Origin of the sequence: Mesorhizobium sp. M0340, from assembly GCF_040321535.1 — a bacterium.
GTDB lineage: Bacteria > Pseudomonadota > Alphaproteobacteria > Rhizobiales > Rhizobiaceae > Mesorhizobium.
The window spans coordinates 51088-69067 of sequence record NZ_JAMYRR010000011.1 but is presented as its reverse complement, the minus strand read 5'-3'; the positions used below and the strand labels follow the sequence as shown (position 1 = coordinate 69067).

At 60.7% G+C, this 17980-nt stretch carries 15 protein-coding genes and 1 pseudogene; 8 read left to right on the top strand and 8 right to left on the bottom strand.

Translation table 11 applies throughout. The features are described from left to right. Position 1: 1 nt before the first annotated feature. From NKI79_RS17445 to NKI79_RS17435, 3 genes are all read right to left on the bottom strand, one after another. The gene (locus NKI79_RS17445) at positions 2 to 1093 is read right to left on the bottom strand and encodes an ABC transporter ATP-binding protein (RefSeq protein WP_352704757.1); all 1092 of its coding nucleotides are present in this window, start codon (positions 1091 to 1093) and stop codon (positions 2 to 4) included. 49 nt (positions 1094 to 1142) lie between these two features. Then, complete coding sequence (gene arfA, locus NKI79_RS17440; protein WP_352803029.1) at positions 1143 to 2654, bottom strand: arabinosylfuranosidase ArfA; 1512 nt, start codon at positions 2652 to 2654, stop codon at positions 1143 to 1145. 184 nt (positions 2655 to 2838) lie between these two features. After that, the gene (locus tag NKI79_RS17435; protein WP_352803026.1) at positions 2839 to 3765 is read right to left on the bottom strand and encodes an ArsR/SmtB family transcription factor; all 927 of its coding nucleotides are present in this window, start codon (positions 3763 to 3765) and stop codon (positions 2839 to 2841) included. A 252-nt stretch (positions 3766 to 4017) separates the two neighbouring features. Between NKI79_RS17435 and NKI79_RS17430 the strand changes: the two genes are divergently transcribed. The 4 genes from NKI79_RS17430 (at position 4018) to NKI79_RS17415 (ending at position 8046) form a co-directional block, all read left to right on the top strand. Beyond that, positions 4018 to 4896, top strand: a complete 879-nt coding sequence (locus NKI79_RS17430; RefSeq protein WP_254819522.1) for an ABC transporter permease — start codon at positions 4018 to 4020, stop codon at positions 4894 to 4896. Continuing rightward, the gene (locus NKI79_RS17425; protein WP_352803023.1) at positions 4893 to 5714 is read left to right on the top strand and encodes an ABC transporter permease; all 822 of its coding nucleotides are present in this window, start codon (positions 4893 to 4895) and stop codon (positions 5712 to 5714) included. The genes NKI79_RS17430 and NKI79_RS17425 overlap by 4 nt, the downstream gene beginning before the upstream one ends. 22 nt (positions 5715 to 5736) lie before the next feature. Beyond that, entirely contained in the window at positions 5737 to 6879 is a 1143-nt protein-coding gene (locus tag NKI79_RS17420) for an extracellular solute-binding protein (protein ID WP_352803021.1), read from the top strand. A 186-nt stretch (positions 6880 to 7065) separates the two neighbouring features. Continuing rightward, the gene (locus NKI79_RS17415) at positions 7066 to 8046 is read left to right on the top strand and encodes an ABC transporter ATP-binding protein (protein ID WP_352803019.1); all 981 of its coding nucleotides are present in this window, start codon (positions 7066 to 7068) and stop codon (positions 8044 to 8046) included. Between the two features lie 19 nt (positions 8047 to 8065). On the opposite strand, the gene NKI79_RS17410 is transcribed toward NKI79_RS17415, so the two are convergent. The 5 genes from NKI79_RS17410 to NKI79_RS17390 are packed head-to-tail and all read right to left on the bottom strand — an operon-like array spanning position 8066 to position 12636. Next, the gene (locus tag NKI79_RS17410; RefSeq protein ID WP_352803016.1) at positions 8066 to 9043 is read right to left on the bottom strand and encodes a branched-chain amino acid ABC transporter permease; all 978 of its coding nucleotides are present in this window, start codon (positions 9041 to 9043) and stop codon (positions 8066 to 8068) included. Position 9044: 1 nt separating this feature from the next. After that, on the bottom strand, positions 9045 to 9932 hold the full coding sequence (locus NKI79_RS17405; RefSeq protein WP_352803013.1) for a branched-chain amino acid ABC transporter permease: 888 nt from the start codon (positions 9930 to 9932) through the stop codon (positions 9045 to 9047). Positions 9933 to 9939: 7 nt separating this feature from the next. Continuing rightward, positions 9940 to 10650, bottom strand: a complete 711-nt coding sequence (locus tag NKI79_RS17400) for an ABC transporter ATP-binding protein (protein ID WP_352475717.1) — start codon at positions 10648 to 10650, stop codon at positions 9940 to 9942. Next, positions 10643 to 11416, bottom strand: coding sequence for an ABC transporter ATP-binding protein (locus tag NKI79_RS17395; protein ID WP_352803010.1), 774 nt, complete (start codon positions 11414 to 11416; stop codon positions 10643 to 10645). Before NKI79_RS17395 ends, NKI79_RS17400 begins: the two co-directional genes overlap by 8 nt. An 11-nt stretch (positions 11417 to 11427) precedes the next feature. Then, the gene (locus NKI79_RS17390) at positions 11428 to 12636 is read right to left on the bottom strand and encodes an ABC transporter substrate-binding protein (protein ID WP_352803007.1); all 1209 of its coding nucleotides are present in this window, start codon (positions 12634 to 12636) and stop codon (positions 11428 to 11430) included. A 540-nt stretch (positions 12637 to 13176) separates the two neighbouring features. On the opposite strand from NKI79_RS17390, the pseudogene NKI79_RS17380 reads away from it, so the two are divergent. The 4 genes and pseudogenes from NKI79_RS17380 to nadE form a co-directional block, all read left to right on the top strand. After that, positions 13177 to 13488 (top strand): annotated as a pseudogene (locus NKI79_RS17380) (proline iminopeptidase-family hydrolase); the annotation flags it as partial. 262 nt (positions 13489 to 13750) lie between these two features. Beyond that, entirely contained in the window at positions 13751 to 13999 is a 249-nt protein-coding gene (locus tag NKI79_RS17375) for a hypothetical protein (protein ID WP_352803004.1), read from the top strand. Positions 14000 to 14259: 260 nt separating this feature from the next. Then, complete coding sequence (locus NKI79_RS17370) at positions 14260 to 16998, top strand: AMP-binding protein (protein ID WP_352803003.1); 2739 nt, start codon at positions 14260 to 14262, stop codon at positions 16996 to 16998. Beyond that, complete coding sequence (gene nadE, locus NKI79_RS17365; RefSeq protein WP_352803236.1) at positions 16995 to 17978, top strand: NAD(+) synthase; 984 nt, start codon at positions 16995 to 16997, stop codon at positions 17976 to 17978. The genes NKI79_RS17370 and nadE overlap by 4 nt, the downstream gene beginning before the upstream one ends. Positions 17979 to 17980 lie beyond the last annotated feature (2 nt).

The window sequence follows — 17980 nt, the reverse complement described above, 5'->3', positions numbered from 1 at the left end:
CTCAGGCCTCCCTCGCATGCCAGGCGCGGCCGGTCTCGTTGAACAGATGCGATTTCTGGCCGTCGAAGGCGAGCCCGATTCTGTCGCCGACGGCGACGCGGCTGTTGCCGGCATCGGAGCCGACGATCTGCTGGCCATCGCCCAGCCGCGCGTAGATCAGGGTGCGTTCGCCGAGCCGCTCGAGCACATCGACGACGCCGTCGGCATTGCCCTGTCCGGCGGCAACGATGCGCACGTCTTCCGAACGGATGCCGAAAGTGTAGTTGCCGTCGGTCAATTGGCTGGAGGCGATCTCGGTCTGCACCGAGATGCCGTCCGCAAATCTGGCCGTGGCGTTCTTGCCCGATCTGTCGAGTATCGCATCGACGAAGTTCATCGCCGGCGCACCGACGAAACCCGCGACGAATTTGGTCGCCGGGCGTTCGTAGATCTCCATAGGGGTACCGATCTGGTCGATCTTGCGATTGTTCATGACGACAATGCGGTCGGCCAGCGTCATTGCCTCGACCTGGTCGTGGGTGACGAAGATCATCGTCGATTGCAGCCGCTGGTGAAGCTGGGCAAGCTCGATGCGGGTTCGGGTGCGCAGCGCCGCATCGAGATTGGAGAGCGGCTCGTCGAACAGGAAGGCCTTCGGCTCCTTGACGATCGCACGGCCGATCGCAACGCGCTGCCGCTGACCGCCGGAGAGCTGGCCCGGCTTGCGATCGAGCAGATGCGGCATTTCGAGGATGCGGGCGGCTTCGTTGATGCGCGCCTCGATGACTTTGCCTGGTACGCCGATATTCGCAAGGCCGAAGGCCATATTGTCGCGCACCGTCATATGCGGATAAAGCGCATAGGACTGGAACACCATCGCAATGCCGCGCTTGCCCGGCGGCAGATGATCGATGCGCTCGTTGTTGATTGCAATCTCGCCGCTATCGACAGCTTCAAGACCGGCGATCATCCGAAGAAGCGTCGATTTTCCGCAGCCGGACGGCCCCAGGAACACGATGAACTCGCGTGCCCTTATGGAGAGCGACAGATGATCCAGCACCGTCATGGCACCGAACTGCTTGCTCACGTTCCTGATCTCGATATCGGCCGTCACGTCGACGCTCCTCCTCAGCGTTTGCGCTTTCTCGATGATCCGCCCGAACTCAGAGCCTCAGGCGTATGAACTGGTAGGAATACGCCGGCAGCGACAGGTTTAGTTTGCCGCCGGCGACTGCGGCGCCCTCACCCTTCCTGGGGCTGACATTGCCAGGGTTTTCGGCCGAATTGACGGCTTTCAGATCGGCGTGTGCCATCACCTGGTGATCGACGATCTCCGCCGCGCCGAAGCCGGAGAGGTCGACCACTGTTTCGATTGCCTCGCTCGAATGGCGGTTGACGGCGAAGAAGGTGACGTGGCCGGTTTGCCTGTCGTGCACGCCGGCAACATCGACATAGGCGACGTCGCCCGCAACGCTGGATCTGTAGGTCGGGCTTTCCACCTTGAGATCCAGCGCATTGCCGCGGCCATAGTTGGAAGCAAACAGATAGGGATAAAAAATCGTCTGCCGCCATGCCGGACCATTCGGAACGGTCATGATCGGCGCGATGACATTGACCAGTTGTGCCAGGCAGGCGATCTTGACGACGTCGGAACGGCGGATGAAGGTGTTGAGGATCAGGCCGACCTGCAGCACATCCTCGAAATTATAGATGTCTTCGAGCAACGGCGGGGCGAACGGCCAACCGTCGCTGCCGCCGAGTATCTTCTTGTCCTGCTCCTTGGAATGGTACCAGACGTTCCATTCGTCGAACGAGATGTAAACCTGCTTGTTGGAGCGCTTCTTGGCCTTGATATAGTCGATGACGCCGGCGACCGAGACAATGTAAGCGTCGAGCTTTTCGCTCATGGCGAGATAGTTCGGAGCGTCGTTGGCTTCGTTGTCGAAATACATGTGCAGCGAGATGTAGTCGACCTCGTTGTAGGTATGGTCGAGAACCGTCGCTTCCCATTCAGGGTAGGTGGGCATCTTGGCGTTCGAAGAGCCGCAGACCACCAGTTCGAGTGACTTGGAGAAGGCGCGCATGGCCTTGGCCGTCTCATGCGCCAGGCGGCCATACTCGTCCGCGGTCTTGTGGCCGATCTGCCAGGGGCCATCCATTTCATTGCCGAGGCACCAGAGCTTGACGTCGAAGGGCTCCTTGCGGCCGTTGGCGATGCGCTTGTCGCTCCATTTGCTGCCGCCGGGATGGTTAGCGTACTCCAGCAGGTTGCGGGCTTCGTCGAGGCCGCGCGAGCCGAGATTGACGGCAAGCATCATCTCGGTGTTGGCGCAGGTGCACCAATCGGCAAATTCATGCAGGCCGACTTCGTTGCTTTCCGACGTGTGCCAGGCGAGGTCGAGCCGCACCGGGCGCTCTTCCTTGGGGCCAATGCCGTCTTCCCAATTGTAGGCCGAGACGAAATTGCCGCCGGGATAGCGGACGATCGGAACATTGAGTTCCCTGACGAGATCGATGACGTCCTGACGCATGCCGTTGACATCCGCTGTCGGATTGCCGGGCTCATAGATGCCGGTGTAAACTGCCCGCCCGAGATGCTCGATGAAGGATCCGTAGAGCCTCGGATCGATTTCCGAGACAACATAATGCGGATGAGCCGTAACGGCTGCCTTCATGCATTCCTCCCATCGATATCAAAAATGATGATTTAAATCATCTTGCCCGATATCAAAGCGGGATTGACAGCCCTTCGTCAAGCCAAAATACCCAAATGTAGGACAATTAGACGAACGCTTTGGCACGGCAGAAAGCCAGCTAGTTGAAATTGCTAAGTTATCTTCAGAACCCGGTTTCATGATATCAACCAGTTTTGATCCTGAGCAGGATGTCCTGATCGTAATTTCCAAAGCCCTTGCCGAAAATGTTGATCCCGCCGGGGCGCTCGGCATCGTCCTTGACGCCGATACGGACGCGGATTGAATGATGGCTCTTCAGATCGAGTGCGGCGAGGCCGGTTTCGGAAATCCTGAGACCGTCGACATAGGTGCCGTCATTGGCAATTCGCCAGTTCTTCAGCTTTCCGTATTGCGAGCCCTTGAGCTTCCACCAGGAGGGCGTGAAGACGCCGCGCTTGTCGCCGAAATCCCCCGGTGACGTCCAGGTGCCGACATCGACACCATTGATCGTCAGCGTGATGTCCGAGGGCCAATCGGCGCTGGTGCCCGGCACTTCCGAAGACAGCTCTATCGCCACTTCGAGTCCGGTGATCTCGGCATTGGCAAGCTTGGCATTGTTGGGGAACTGGTATTCGACAAAGCCGCGCGTGAACCACAGCAAACCGGCTTTCATGCGATCCGGATCAAGGAAAGTGTTCGGCACATCGAGCAAGCCGATGATGCCGTCCGGCGAACAAAGGCCGCAGGGCGCGGTAACCTCGAAGCCGGTGTAAAGCCCGATCGGCATCGACACTTCGATCGCATCGTTCTTGACGGCACGGTATTCGCTCTTGAACACGACAAGCACTTCTTCGGCCGTCGGATAACAGATTTTCTGACTGCCTTTCTTCGCTTTCAGGTTCTCGGTTCGGATCAGCCCCGCATCCTCCAGCACCTGGATGTTGGTCGAGACGGTCGACTGCGGTAGCAACAGCACGGCGGCGATTTCGTTGATATTCATCGGCCCCTTTTCATGCAGCAGTTTCAGCATCGAGATGCGCGCCGAGGAGGCAAGCCCCTTGAGCACGGCAATGCCTTCCTCAGGTTCAATCACCAGAAAATTGCGACTCATGAAATTGCCCGGCCCATGCGAAATCCATATCCGAAATTTACCCTGTATATCGAGATAACTGATTTAATCAATGCGCAGGCGGAACGCCGGGCAATTTGTTGAATCCGGCAGGGCGAGGGTCAACCGGTGGCCCTGCACAGAGTTTGTACTGGAGTCACATGCAGAGTGGACACCTGAACGCCGATCGCCCAATCTAGTCCCGAGCCGAGCCCCGGTGATGGCGGCTTGCACATAAATTGGTGTGGACGGGTCGTGACCAAAGGGTGGAAATTATACGATCAGCGACTGGCCTGGGTCCTCGTCGCGCCTGTGCTTATACTGCTTACCCTGCTTCTGCTGCTGCCGATCGCGATGATGACGGTCTACACGTTTTTCACCTTCGTCACCGCCGGAGTTGAGTCGGCGGTGCTGACCTTCGATAACTGGAAGGAATTCCTCACCGACAGCTACTATCACGGCTTTCTTTGGAAGACCGTTCGCGTCGGCGCCATCACCGCGGTGATCTGCGCGATCCTTGGCTATTTCCCCGCCTATTTCATCTGGGCCACGACCTTCAGGCACAAATGGCTGCTGTTGCTGCTGCTCATCGTGCCGTTCTGGATCAGCTTCACCATCCGGACGTTCTCGTGGATCCACATCCTCGGCGAACAGGGGCTGATCAACGTGGCGCTCATCAGGCTGGGCGTCATCAACGAGCCGTTGCCGATGCTCTACACCGAGGGCGCCGTCATCATGGGGCTGCTGCATTTTCTGCTGCCCTACATGATCCTGAACGTCTATGTCAGCCTGGAAAGCATCGACCGCACGCTGATCGCCGCCGCCCGCTCGATGGGCTGTACCAGCGCGCAGGCGTTCCGCGAAGTGACCTTGCCACTATCGATGCCGGGGCTGGGCGCTGGGCTGCTGCTCTGCTTCGTGCTGGCGGCCGGTTCCTATGTGACGCCGCAGCTGCTCGGCGGTAGCCGCGATGCGCTGTTCGGCAACCTGATTTACGATACCATTATGGGGCAGCTCAATTGGCCGATGGGCGCAACGCTTTCCATCGTCCTGTTCGTCCTGCTTGGCGCCGCCGCGGCCGCCTACAGCCGCTATATGGGCCTGTCGCAGATCATGAAGGGCCTCAGCGCATGAGAGCGGATCATCCCGATCGCGAAGGCAGATGGGCCTGGCGGCTGACCGGCGTGGTCACGGTGTGCGTCTACATCTTCATGTTTGCGCCGATCCTCGCCACGGTCGTGCTTTCCTTCAACGCCTCGATGTTCGGCGGCTTTCCCCTCACCGGCTTCAGCCTGCGGTGGTATGAGAAGCTGCTCACCAACGAGCCGGTTCTCGACGCCTTCCGGACATCGATGTGGATTGCCCTGGTAACGGCAACGGTGACGACGCTGCTCGGCATCATGGCGGCATTAGCGCTGGTGCGCTTCGAGTTTCGTGGCAAGCAGGCGATCAACACGCTTGTCATTCTTCCCGCGCTGGTCCCTGAAACGATACTCGGCGTCGGCCTGCTGGTCATGATCAAAGCCGTCGACCAGCCGCGCAGCATGACGCTGCTGGTGCTCGGCCACATTCTGCTCACGCTCCCCTACGTGGTGCTGATCGTCCAGGCGCGCATGGTCGGCATAAAACGTTCCTATGAGGAGGCGGCGCTGTCGCTCGGGGCGCCGCGTGTGTCGACATTCCGCGAGATTACGCTGCCGCTGCTCATTCCCGCAGTGCTTGCCAGCGTCCTGCTCGCTTTCACGATTTCGTTCGACAACACATCGGCCAGCCTGTTCTGGCGGCCGGCGGGCGTCGAGACCATGCCGACGCAGATCCTTTCGATGCTGAAGATCTCGATCAGCCCCGAGGTGAACGCGCTCGGAACCGTCATGATCCTTTTGACGGTCGGCATCCCCTTGGCTGGCGGGCTCATCCTGCAAAGCCTCACCTGGTTCAAGGCAGGCAAGTGAAAATGAAAATGGGAGAACGGAAATGAAACTGACAACCACCAAACGACTGGAACGGCTCAACGAACGATATGCCGATGGCGACATCAGCCGGCGATCATTCCTGACGCTGACGGCCGCCGCTGCCGCCGCCACCGGGCTTTCCATGCCCTGGATGGGACGGGCGCTGGCCGCGGTTTCGGAAGTGCGCTTCGACGGATGGGGCGGCGTGGTGCAGGAAGCGATCGATAAGTACGCGTTCCAGCCCTACACCGCCAAGTCCAAGGTCAAGGTCGTCCAGGGCACCTTCGGCGACGAGAACGAGATCATCACCAAGATCAAGACGTCGAAGCCGGGCGACTTCCAGATCGTCCATTCTTCCGGCGTCAACTACTACATCAAATACGTCAATGGCGGTTTCAATTCGGAGATCAACGAGGCGAACATTCCAAACATGGCGAATGTGCTGACCGCCATGATCGAGCCGTTCCGCAAGATCACGCCGAAGCTGTCGGCAGTGCCCTATGACTACGGCACCACCGGCATCGCCTACAACAACAAGGTCATCTCACCGGAGGAAGCCAAGGAAAAGGGCGCCAACCTGCTTACCGACAAGAAATATGCCGGCAAGATCGGCGGCTACGCCGATATGACGACGCGCGTCTGGTATGCGGCGCTGCAGACGAAACAGGACCCCAACAACATCCAGGACATGGATGCCATCTGGGCCAAGGTTCGCGAGACCCGCGACCTGGCCAAGAAGTTCTGGAGTTCCGGCGCGGAACTGATGGACCTCCTGTCGCGCAACGAGATCGTCGTCACCGACGCCTGGTCAGGACGTGTCGCCGCCCTGCAGCAGCAGGGCCAGCCAATCGGCTATCTCGACCCTGCCGGCTCATACGCGTGGATGGAGGACATGCTGGTGCTCAAGGGTTCGCCGATGGCCGAATGCGAGGAACTGATCAACTTCATGCTGGATCCGGCAACGTCGATCGCCGTCGCCGAGGGCCAGAACTATCCGCCATCGCTTGACCCGACCAAGGTGAAGCTGACCGACAAGATCGCGGCACTTCCGGCCTTCGACCCGACAGGATCGATGAAGTCGCTGACCTTCGCCGATCCGCTCTACTGGGCGAAGAACGAAGACGCCTGGACCAAGCAATGGGACAGGGTGTCGAAAGGTGCATGACGACGACAGCCACGACCAGCAGCCCCGGCCGGTTTCGGCCGGGGCTGCTGGCGACCCGCTCGCCCAAGGCGAGAGGCAGCCGACAGGAAAGCCTGCGGTCGAGTTCCGCGACATTGATATTTTTTACGGCAAGTTCGCCGCTGTGCGCGATTTTTCACTGCGATCCGCAAGGGTAGTTTCGTCACCTTGCTCGGGCCGTCCGGGTGCGGCAAGACGACGATCCTGCGATCGATCGCGGGCCTGGTCGACATCTCCAGCGGCCAGATCTCGATCGGCGGAAAACGGGTCGACAACACCCCGATCTACAAGCGCAACATTGGTCTGGTGTTCCAGAACTACGCGCTCTTTCCGCACAAGAACGTCTTCGACAACGTCGCATTCGGCCTGAAATATCGAAATGTGCCGAAACCGGAAATCGTGCGCCGGGTCAAGAAGGCGCTGGATATGGTGCGGCTGCCCGGCAGTGAGACAAAGCTGCCATCACAGCTCTCTGGCGGCCAGCAGCAACGCATCGCACTGGCCCGCGCCATCGTCTTCGAGCCGGAAGTGCTGCTGCTGGACGAGCCCTTGTCGGCACTCGACGCCAACATGCGCGAGGACATGCGCGTCGAGATCAAGAAAATCCAGAGGGAGACGGGCATCACCGCTATCTTCGTGACGCACGACCAGGAAGAAGCTTTGTCGATGTCCGACCACATCGTTGTCATGAATGCCGGCCTGATCGAGCAGATCGGCTCCCCCGCGCAGGTCTATGACCAGCCGGCCACCGCATTCGTCGCCAATTTCCTTGGCAAGGCCAACATGCTGCCTGGCAGCGTGACAGTGATGGACGGCAAGATGGCGACGATCGCGCTGGCCAGCGGCCACGTCGTAAAGGCGGCCGCGCCGAAGGCGCTCGCGACCGGCAGCGCGGTCACCGTCGTGGTTCGCCCGCAGAAGCTTACCGTCGGTACCGTCGGTGCTGCCAACAGGCTGGCGGGACGGATAGTCTCGACCTCCTATCTGGGCGGCAATGCGGTCTACGAGATCGACATCGGCGCCGGCACGCTGGTGCGCGCCAACACGCTGATCGACGGCCAGCCGCTGCGTGAAGGCGAAATGGTCGATGTCTGCTTCGATCCTCTGAGCTGCGTGCTTCTCGACGCGCAAGGCTTACGCATCGCGTAGCGAGGCGGAACTGAACCGTTCAGTCTTTCGCGTCACCCTTTGGCCCGAGAAACCGCGCATAAACCTCACCGACAATACCGCGCCGGAAAACCAGCACGCAGACCATGAAGGTCAGGCCGGTGGCGATGGTCACCGGAAAACTCGAGGTGGCGAGTGTGTTTTCCAGGCCGACGACCAGACTGGCCCCGATGATCGGCCCGACCATGGTGCCGATGCCGCCGAGGAGCGTCATCAGGATCACCTCGCCCGACATCTGCCAGGTGACGTCGGTGAGCGTGGCAAACTGAAAAACGATCGCCTTGAGCGCGCCGGCCAGCCCGGCCAATGTCGCCGACATGACGAAAGCCGCCAGCTTGTAGTTGGCGACGGAATAGCCCAGCGAAATGGCCCGGCTCTCGTTTTCCCGGATGGAACGCAGGATCATGCCGAAAGGCGAGTTGATGATGCGCCAGATGGCGAACACGCCGATAAGGAAGACTGCCAGCACGAAATAATAGATGTTGATCGAGACGTTCAGGTCGAGCATTCCAAGCAGCCTGCCACGCGGCACGCCCTGGATGCCGTCCTCACCTCCGGTGAACGGTGCCTGCACGCAGAAGAAGAAGAACATCTGCGACAGCGCCAGCGTGATCATGGCGAAATAGATGCCTTGCCGGCGGATGGCAAAGAAGCCCATCACAAGGCCGAGCAGCGCGGCACCCAGGACGCCGAGCAGGATGCCGGCTTCCGGCGGCCAGCCCAAGACCTTGACCGCGTATGCGGTGAAATAGGCCGCCCCGCCGAAGAACGTCGCATGGCCGAAGGACAACAGGCCGGTGTAGCCGAGCAGAAGGTTGAACGCGCAGGCAAACAGCGCAAAGCACAGCATCTTCATCAGGAAGATCGGATAGACGAAGAAAGGCGCCGCCAGCAGCGCCAGGATGCCGAGCCCGACCAGCGCCCATTCAAGCCGTGCGGAATTCTTGGCACGCGTCTCGCGAAGTGTCAGTTCGGCCATCTCAGGCATCCCTTCCGAACAGGCCGGCTGGCCGGACCAGAAGCACGATCGCCATGATGACGAAGACCACCAGATTGGAGGCTTCGGGATAGAAAACCTTGGTCAAGCCTTCGGCGAGGCCAAGCATGTAACCGGTGACGATCGCCCCAAGGATCGATCCCATGCCGCCGACCACGACAACGGCGAAAACGACGATGATGAGGTCAGATCCCATCAGCGGGCTCACCTGATAGATCGGCGCGGCTAGAACCCCCGCAAGCCCGGCAAGAGCAGCGCCAAGGCCGTAGGTGAGGGTCAGCAGCAACGGCACGTTGACGCCGAAAGCCTGCACCAAGCCGGGGTTCTCCGTTGCCGCGCGCAGATAGGAGCCCAGCCTGGTCTTCTCGATCAGCGCCCAAGTGCCGAAACAGACGATCATCGAGGCAACAACCACCCAGCCGCGATAATTGGGCAGGAACATGAAGCCGAGATTGGTGCCGCCGGACAGCAGCGGCGGCACGGAATAAGAACTTCCCGATACGCCATAGTAGTAACGGAATACCCCTTCGAGCACGAGCGCGAGGCCAAAGGTGAAAAGCAGCCCGTAGAGCGGGTCGATGTCGTAAAGCCTCGACAGCGCCAGGCGCTCGACCACGACGCCGAAGCCGCCGACGATCAGCGGCGACAGGATCAGAGCCGGCCAGTAGCCGATGCCGAACCTGGTGAGAAGCAGATAGCCGATGAAGGCGCCGAGCATATAGAGCGCGCCGTGAGCGAAATTGATGACGCGCAACAGGCCGAATATGACAGCAAGGCCCAGGCTCAACATTGCGTAGAACGAGCCGTTGATGAGGCCGACCAGCAATTGGCCGAGGAATGCCTGAACGGGTATTCCGAAGATCATCGTCATGGCGCCATCATACACCCAGCACTTCATGCAGCAGCGTCATGCGATCCGGCAGTTCGCCGACCGGAAAGGCCGCCACGACCTTGCCGTGCTCCATCAGGTAGAAACGGTCGGTGACGCGGCTGGCAAAGCGGAAATTCTGCTCGACCAGCAGGATCGTCATACCGCGCTTTTTCATCGTCGCCAGCAGATCGCCGATGCGCTGCACGATGACCGGAGCCAGGCCCTCGGTCGGCTCATCGAGAAGCAGCATTTTCACGCCGGTTCTGAGCATGCGCGCGATCGCCAGCATCTGCTGCTCGCCGCCCGAGAGCCTGGTGCCGGGGCTGTTGCGGCGCTCCTTCAGATTGGGGAAAAGATCGAATATTTCCTCCACGCTCATGCCGCCTTCGGCAACGATCGGGGGCAGCACCAGATTCTCGTCCACGGTCAGCGTCGCGAAGATGCCGCGTTCCTCCGGCACCAGGCCGATGCCTTGATGCGCGGTCCGGTGCAATGGCAGGCGCATCAGATCCTTGCCGTCGAAAAAAATCTGGCCGGTCCGCTGGCGGATCAGCCCGATGATGGCGCGCAATGTCGTGGTCTTGCCGACGCCGTTGCGGCCCAGCAACGTCACAGTTTCACCTGGAAAGACCTCCAGATCGACACCGTGCAGCGCATGGCTCTCGCCATACCAGGCGTTGAGGTCGCGGACTGCAAGAAGCGGCGCGGCGTCAGTCATCGGCGGTGCCCATATAGGCGATCCTCACCCGCTCGTCGCGGCTGACCGTGGCGTAGTCGCCGGCGGCAAGGATTTCGCCGCGCTGCATGACGGTTATCCAGTCGCAAAGATCGGCCACCACTGTCAGATTGTGCTCGACCATCAGCACGGCGCGATCCCTGGCCACCGAGCGGATGATGTCGGAAACCGTACGCACGTCCTCATGCCCCATGCCGGCCATCGGCTCGTCGAGCAGCAGCACTTTCGGCTCGAGCGCCAGCGTCGTGGCGATCTCGAGCACACGTTTCCTGCCATAGGAGAGATCGGCGGCGGGCCTGTTCTTGGCATCGTCGAGACCGACAGACCGCAAAAGCTCCTCGGCGCGCGGCGTCAATCTATCGAGCGCCGATAGCGAGCGCCAGAACTGAACGCTGAGCCCGCCCGGTCGCTGCAATGCAACGCGCACATTGTCGAGCACGCTGAGATGCGGAAACACTGCCGATATCTGGAACGAGCGCACCAGGCCCATCCGCGCGACTTTGGCCGGCGAGGTGCGGGTGATGTCGTGGCCGAGCAGTTCGATCCTGCCGCTGGTCGGCGGCAGGAACTTGGTGAGCAGGTTGAACACGGTGGTCTTGCCGGCGCCGTTGGGTCCGATCAGCGCGTGGATATTGCCGTGGTAGACGTCGAGATCGACATTCCTGACAGCAACGAAGCCGGCGAAGTCGCGCCGCAAACCGCGGGCGGAAAGCACTACCTGCGGCCGATCCGGTTCAGGCGGCGCCATCGGTCCGCCAATCACTCGCCGCCCGTGGGACAGCCGCTCTCTTTGGCGCTCAGGAATGCCTCGTTACCGGGGATCGTGGCGAGGGGTTTGTAATAGTCCCACTCCTTGGTGCTCTCACTCGGCGACTTGACCTGATAAAGATACATGTCGTGAACCATGTTGCCGTCGGGCTGCACTTTGCCGTTCGCCGTAAAGACGTCGTTCACCGGCATCGAATGCAATTCCTTGGCGACCGCCTCGGTTCCATCGGTGCCGGCTTGGTCGATCGCTTTCAAATACTGTGTCACCGCTGAATAGGTGGCGGCCTGGATCATATTCGGCATGCGGTTGGTGCGCTTGAAGAACCGCTGGGCGAACTCGCGGCTCTTGTCATCGCGATCCCAGTAGAAGCCTTCGGTCAGCACCACGCCTTGCGCCGCCTCGAGACCGAGCCCATGCACCTCGGCCAGCGTGAACAGAAGTGCTGCAAGCCGCTGACCGCCCTGCACGATACCGAATTCGGCCGCCTGCTTGATCGAATTGGAGGTGTCGAGGCCGGCATTCGCCAGGCCGATGACCTTGGCGCCCGACGATTGCGCCTGCAGCAGGAAGGATGAATAGTCGGTCGAGCCGAGCGGGTAACGCACCTCGCCAACCACCTTCCCGCCATGGCTCTCGACGAACTTTGCGGTCTGCTCCTTGAGCGAATATCCGAATGCATAATCGACGGTGACGAAGAACCAGCTGTCGCCGCCTTGCTGGACGAGAGCGCCACCGGTCCCCACTGCCTGCGAATGCGTGTCGTAGGCCCAGTGGAAGCCATAGGGCGAGCACTGTTTACCGGTTAGCTCGGTAGTCGCGGCGCCGGTGACGATATCAATTTTCTTCTTTTCCTTGGAAATCCCCTGGACGGCGAGCGCCACCGAGGAGGTGGTGAGTTCCATGATGGAATCGACCTGTTCGGTGTCATACCACTGCCGCGCAATGTTGGAGGCGATGTCCGGCTTGTTCTGGTGGTCGGCGCTGACGATCTCGACCGGCGCACCTTGCACCTTGCCGCCGAAATCCTCGACCGCCATCTTGGCGGCCTCGACCGACCACTTGCCGCCGAAATCGGCATAGACGCCCGACTGGTCGTTGAGAATGCCGATCTTGACCTTGCCGTCGGAAATCTCGGCGGCTGCGGCAGGCATTGCAGTCGCTGCAAGAAGCGTGGCCGAGACCAGGTACGATATCTTCATTGGTGACTTCCTCCCCTATGGTCGACAACCGAGCACATGTCGGCGGCTGGCTGCTGCGACACGAAGAGTGGCCTCCCACATTCCATCCTCTCCGGCGCAAAATCACGCAGCGCTGTACGGCCGCCGTCCTCAAATCGTAGCATCGCTCGGCAACGCGAGAACAGTTACTTTAGTATTAGGCATCCGCGATGCCCGGCCGCCGAAGCGCAACATAGCGCCGGATCGTGCGGCGTCCAGATCGGCCTCTATTCTCGCCGAAGCAACGATTACGGCTGACGGTCCGGATATCGTTGAACGAGAATTCCCCTCGTCAGCCGTCGGCTGGATGATGGCAGGCGACCAGGCGGCCCTCGCCGATGCTTTGGAGAAGCGGGCGCTCGCTGCGGCAGATCGGGGTGGCAGCTGGGCAACGGGTGTGGAACCGGCACCCGAGGGTGGGTTCATCGGGCTGGGCAGGTCACCCTTGAGCACCAGCCGGCCGCGCCGCGCCCGGTCGATGCCGGGTATCGGCAGGGCGGAACGCAGCGCCGCGGTGTAATGGTCGCCCGGACATTTGCGGCAATCGAGGAAGATCCGACCGTCTATCACACCATGAATGGTCCCAATGAGTTCCACGTCATCGGCACGATGCGGGACTGGACCATCGTCGACCGCCTGCATCGGATCGAGGCGCCGACCCTGGTTTTCCGTGGCTTCTACGACGAAGCGACCGAGGCCTGCGTCCAGCCCTTTCTGGATCTTATCCCGCGCGTCGAAGGCCTGGTCTTCCCGAATTCCAGCCACATGCCGCATGTCGAGGAAAAGCACGACTGCCTCGCCGCCGTCGGGCGCTTCCTGGCCAAATACGATTGACGTTGCAGCACCAGGGCCTTCTGCTCCGACGGATCGTCGACACGGCGCAGTGGTCATGAAGGCCGGCATGGCCGGAATCAGCCTGCCTTCACCTGTACTGGCTTCCCGTCGCTGAAAAATCTGACGGATACGGAGTGGGAGGGACCTCCGGCGCCGGTGGGTATGGAAACTATCGCCTCCAAGTTTCGCAAAACACGTTGCAACCGAATTGATTAGCCGTCGTTAAAGTGCGGGTGATCTAGCGGGGCATGGGGAGGCTTTCATGCAGACGTATCTCGTCGAGCGTATGGACGGCGACGATGTTATATCGGTCCGCGTTGTCAACGCGCCGAGTCCGTTCAGAGCCGCAGCTATGATGACGGGCGGGCGTATTACCTTCCGAACGTGGGAAAAGGATTGGATTCGCGTGACCGACGAAAATCGGGGACAGATCTATGCATATTGTTTCGTCCCCGGCAGCTATTCCGACACCGAAGCATCGCCTGTATCGCCCGGGAGAAACACAGAATAGGCAATATGCCTGCGCAGCGGCAATTCCGTCTTCAACCCACCTTGGTCTTCGATCCCGCCTTGGCATGTGTCCAACAGGTGTTGCCAACTTGGCACAAACGCCGGTGCTTGCCGTGTCATGCGCACCACGGCAGCCAGCGAGCTCGGCATGAGTGGCTCGGCCCGCGGCTTGCGAAACAGGCGAAGGGCATCATCAGAATGATCGATGAAAAGATCGGGGCGGGGGGCGATAACTGACCCTAATCTTAGCGTAGGCAACTCATGTCTTCGGCATATTTGGGATCAGAAGTCGCGGATCAGGATCTAGCGGTGGATTGTCAGACAACGACCTCCGATAATTGGTCAAGTGTCCCACAATACCCACTGGATCAGGGTGGTCCCGTACTGCGCCCATTTCAAAGATTGGGCGCCGATTTTGCCAACATTGCGGCCTTCGAGCACCTGAGAAATATCGTCCGCCAGTACCCCGACAAGCTTGCAATCAGCGACGGCGCCAATCGTCTGACCTATTCCCAGCTTCTCCGGTCAGTCGAGACGCTGTCCTACCAGATCGCGGCGGCCGTCCCAGATGGACAGGCGATAGGGATTCTTCAGGCAAACTCAGCCTGGTATCCCATCGCCATGCTGGCAAGCATGGCGGCTGAGCGCCCTTCGGTGCCGCTCAACGCACGAGATCCTGGCTCGCGGATTCTTGAAATCGTGGCCGGGGCGCGACTCTCAGCTATTCTGGGCGAGGGCAATGTCCGACCCGACGGTTTGCCTCACCGGGTCAGTTGGATCGATGTGTCGACCAGTGCGGCCTCGCAGGGTGGGCAAGTGCCTCAGTCTTATTCCGCCTCGGTCGATGCGCCCGCCATCGTGCTTTATACGTCAGGAAGCACGGGCCGGCCCAAAGGCATCGTTAACAGCCAGCGCAGCTTGCTGTGCCGGGTCCAGCAATATGTCGATGCATGCCACATCAACTCGGATGATGTTTTCCTGCCATTGACCGGACCCGCCACAATCGCCGGGTGCCGGGAAATTCTTGCGGCTCTTCTCACCGGCGCCACCTTGCATCTGGTCGAAGTCGAAGCGGTCGGCTTGCGCGCCGTGCAACGTCTGGTGCGATCCGCGGGCGTGACAATCACCTATCTGGTGCCGGCACTGCTTCGCGCGCTTATGGCAGACGGACCTGCGGAAGCGTTTCATTCACTCAGAGTCGCCCGGATCGGTGGCGAGAAGGTGCCGTGGAGCGACATCGCCCTGCTGCGCAAGACCGTCTCCGATACGTGCCTCATCCAGATCGGTTACTCGTCAACCGAGACCACGGGCTCGCAATGGTTCCTGCCGCGAGACTGGCCGGAGCATGGAGATTCGGTTCCAGTTGGCTGGCTACTGCCTGGCATCACCTTTGCAATTGTCGACAAAGCGGGCCGCCGCGTTCAACCCGGCCACCGCGGAGAGCTTCTGATCAGGAGCCCCTATGTCTTGCTTGGCCATTGGGAGGACGGGGCGGTTGTGCAGGCAACATCAGACCCGGACGATCCAAGCCTTCGGATTTTTGCGACGGGTGACCTCGTTCGACTTGATGACCAAGGCCTACTGCACATCGTCGGTCGCAAGGGGCGCCAGGTAAAGATCAATGGTCGACGCGTCGAGCCAGCCGAGCTCGAACGGGTGCTGCGTTGCGCACCCTCTGTTGCGGATGCTGTGGCAATCGTGGCTGCGGCGAATGAGCTTGTCGCCTTTGTTGTTCCTCGGCGCTCGGCCGAAGCGACCTTTTCAGACGAGCTTCGCCAGCTTGTCAGGTCCAATCTGCCGCCGCCGCTGCGTCCCCTGCGGTTGCACACGATCGCCGAGATGCCGCGTCTGCCGAGCGGCAAAGTCGACATCACGACACTTGCAGACATGGATCTTTCAGCCAGAGAGACGGCAGCGATCGAGCGTCCGCTCGAGCCGCGAGGCAAGCTGACGGCGCAGCAGGTCGTCCAGCGGGCATGGACCAGCATTCTTAATACGCGGGTGGCGGCAGGGCGCTGGGATGACGCCGGAGGAGATTCACTGAAGCTGCTGCACTGCGTCATGGAAATCGAAAGCGCTATCGGGCAGGAACTCGGTCTTGAGGCCTTCACCGTCGGGATGAGCCTGGACGAAATGGTCAAGGCGGTCGTGTCTGCACAGGCAGGCGACCAAAGCGCGCGCGCCGAGAAGCACGACCCTCCCATTCTTTTTCTGTTCCCGGGGTCGGTCGGCTATGGCCCGAGCCTTGCTGCCTTTGCAGCAGCGATGGGCAAGGTCACCCGCGTTGCCCCGATCAGGTATCCGGCCCTGGCTCTGATACTGCGCGGGCAAAACAGCCTCGCCGACATGGCCGATGCCGCCGTCGAGCAGATCCGCCGCACTCAACCTTCGGGTAACATACGACTTCTTGGCCATTCGCTCGGCGGGGCTGTTGCTTTCGAAGTTGCGGCGCGGCTGCTGGCCGCGGGGCGAACTGTAAAGTTCCTCGGCATCCTCGACACCAGCCTCATCGGCGAGCGAAGCGCCTACTTGGAGACGTTTACGCGCACATTCAATCGAATCCGGACCAACCGCGTATCCGCTTCCCGGATGGCTTGCCGCGCCCTCGCGAAAGTCGCCGTGAAAATGCGGCGAGAGGCGCAACTGGTCCGGTTTCTCGATCGCTACGCTCAGGGACAATTCAATGCGACGAGCTTTAGAACCAAACTGGAACTGCAGGAGGTTTTGCGGGCACGGGCCTTCTTCCAGTGGCTGACAGAGCCGAAGCCGGCGCTGCCGATCACCGGCACCCTGTTTCGCTGTGCTCGACCCGGAATGACTCTGGCCATCGGCTGGGATCGCGTTTTCGCCCATCTGGACGTGATTCCGATCGTCGGCACCCATATCGACCTCGTCATAGAGCCTCACCTCGCCACCAACCGTCCCCTTATCGAGAAAGCGGTGGCGCAAACCTATTCGCCAACCGAGTCTCGCAAACTGGAGTACAAGCCATCGACCTGATCTCAACATTCGGCAAGGACGCGCTGGTGCTCGACGCTGGCGCGGAAGTCGATCGCATCGTCCAGATCTTGCGCCAGCAGGTCTTTGGCACGCTGCGACGTCGAGGGGTGGTTGTCGGCCTCTCAGGCGGCATCGACAGCTCAGTCGTCGCGGCGTTGTGTGTTCGCGCCTTTGGAAAAGACAAGGTCCTCGGGATATTCATGCCGGAGCGCCATTCCTCCGGCGACTCGCTAAGGCTCGGCCGCACCGTCGCCGCGCAGCTTGGTATCGATACGGTCCTGGAGGATATAACGCCGGCCCTCGAAGCGATCGGCGCCTACAGACGGCAGACCGAAGCAATCAAGACTGTCGTTCCCGAATATGGGGACGGCTGGAAATGCAAGCTGGTGCTCGCCTCGGTTCTCGAGAGCAACGGTCTCAACATCACTCGCCTCACGGTTCAGGATCCCGAGGGCAGGACCGACACGGTGCGTCTGCCGTCGGCAGCCTATCTGCAGATCGTCGCGGCAACCAATTACAAGCAGCGCCTGCGCAAGATGACCGAATACTACCATGCCGACCGCCTCAACTACGCGGTAGCGGGCACGCCGAACCGCCTGGAGTACGACCAGGGCTTCTTCGTCAAGCAAGGCGACGGAATTGCCGACCTGATGCCAATCGTCCACCTCTACAAGACCCAGGTCTATCAATTGGCCGAATATCTTGGGGTGCAGGAAGAGGTCCGGCGAAGACCGCCCACCACGGACACCTTCTCGATGCCGCAGAGTCAGGAGGAGTTCTACTTCGCGCTGCCTTATTATTTGATGGATCTGTGCCTCTACGGCTTGAACCACGGGATAGCCAACGAAGAGGTCGCTGAGGCAACCGGCCTCACCGTGGCGCAGGTCCAGAAAGTCTTCAAGGATATCGATAGCAAGCGGCGCGCCGCACGTTATCTTCACGCGCGGCCGTTGGTGTCCTCTTCAATGGGCGAGGGCTAGGC

What these genes read in the sequence shown, in the direction of transcription:
- NKI79_RS17400 (WP_352475717.1), bottom strand. Translation starts at nt 10,650, where the DNA reads ATGACTGACGCCGCGCCGCTTCTTGCAGTCCGCGACCTCAACGCCTGG.
- NKI79_RS17425 (WP_352803023.1), top strand. Translation starts at nt 4,893, where the DNA reads ATGAGAGCGGATCATCCCGATCGCGAAGGCAGATGGGCCTGGCGGCTG.
- NKI79_RS17390 (WP_352803007.1), bottom strand. Translation starts at nt 12,636, where the DNA reads ATGAAGATATCGTACCTGGTCTCGGCCACGCTTCTTGCAGCGACTGCA.
- arfA (WP_352803029.1), bottom strand. Translation starts at nt 2,654, where the DNA reads ATGAAGGCAGCCGTTACGGCTCATCCGCATTATGTTGTCTCGGAAATC.
- NKI79_RS17410 (WP_352803016.1), bottom strand. Translation starts at nt 9,043, where the DNA reads ATGGCCGAACTGACACTTCGCGAGACGCGTGCCAAGAATTCCGCACGG.
- NKI79_RS17435 (WP_352803026.1), bottom strand. Translation starts at nt 3,765, where the DNA reads ATGAGTCGCAATTTTCTGGTGATTGAACCTGAGGAAGGCATTGCCGTG.
- NKI79_RS17370 (WP_352803003.1), top strand. Translation starts at nt 14,260, where the DNA reads ATGTCTTCGGCATATTTGGGATCAGAAGTCGCGGATCAGGATCTAGCG.
- NKI79_RS17375 (WP_352803004.1), top strand. Translation starts at nt 13,751, where the DNA reads ATGCAGACGTATCTCGTCGAGCGTATGGACGGCGACGATGTTATATCG.
- NKI79_RS17405 (WP_352803013.1), bottom strand. Translation starts at nt 9,932, where the DNA reads ATGACGATGATCTTCGGAATACCCGTTCAGGCATTCCTCGGCCAATTG.
- NKI79_RS17420 (WP_352803021.1), top strand. Translation starts at nt 5,737, where the DNA reads ATGAAACTGACAACCACCAAACGACTGGAACGGCTCAACGAACGATAT.
- NKI79_RS17395 (WP_352803010.1), bottom strand. Translation starts at nt 11,416, where the DNA reads ATGGCGCCGCCTGAACCGGATCGGCCGCAGGTAGTGCTTTCCGCCCGC.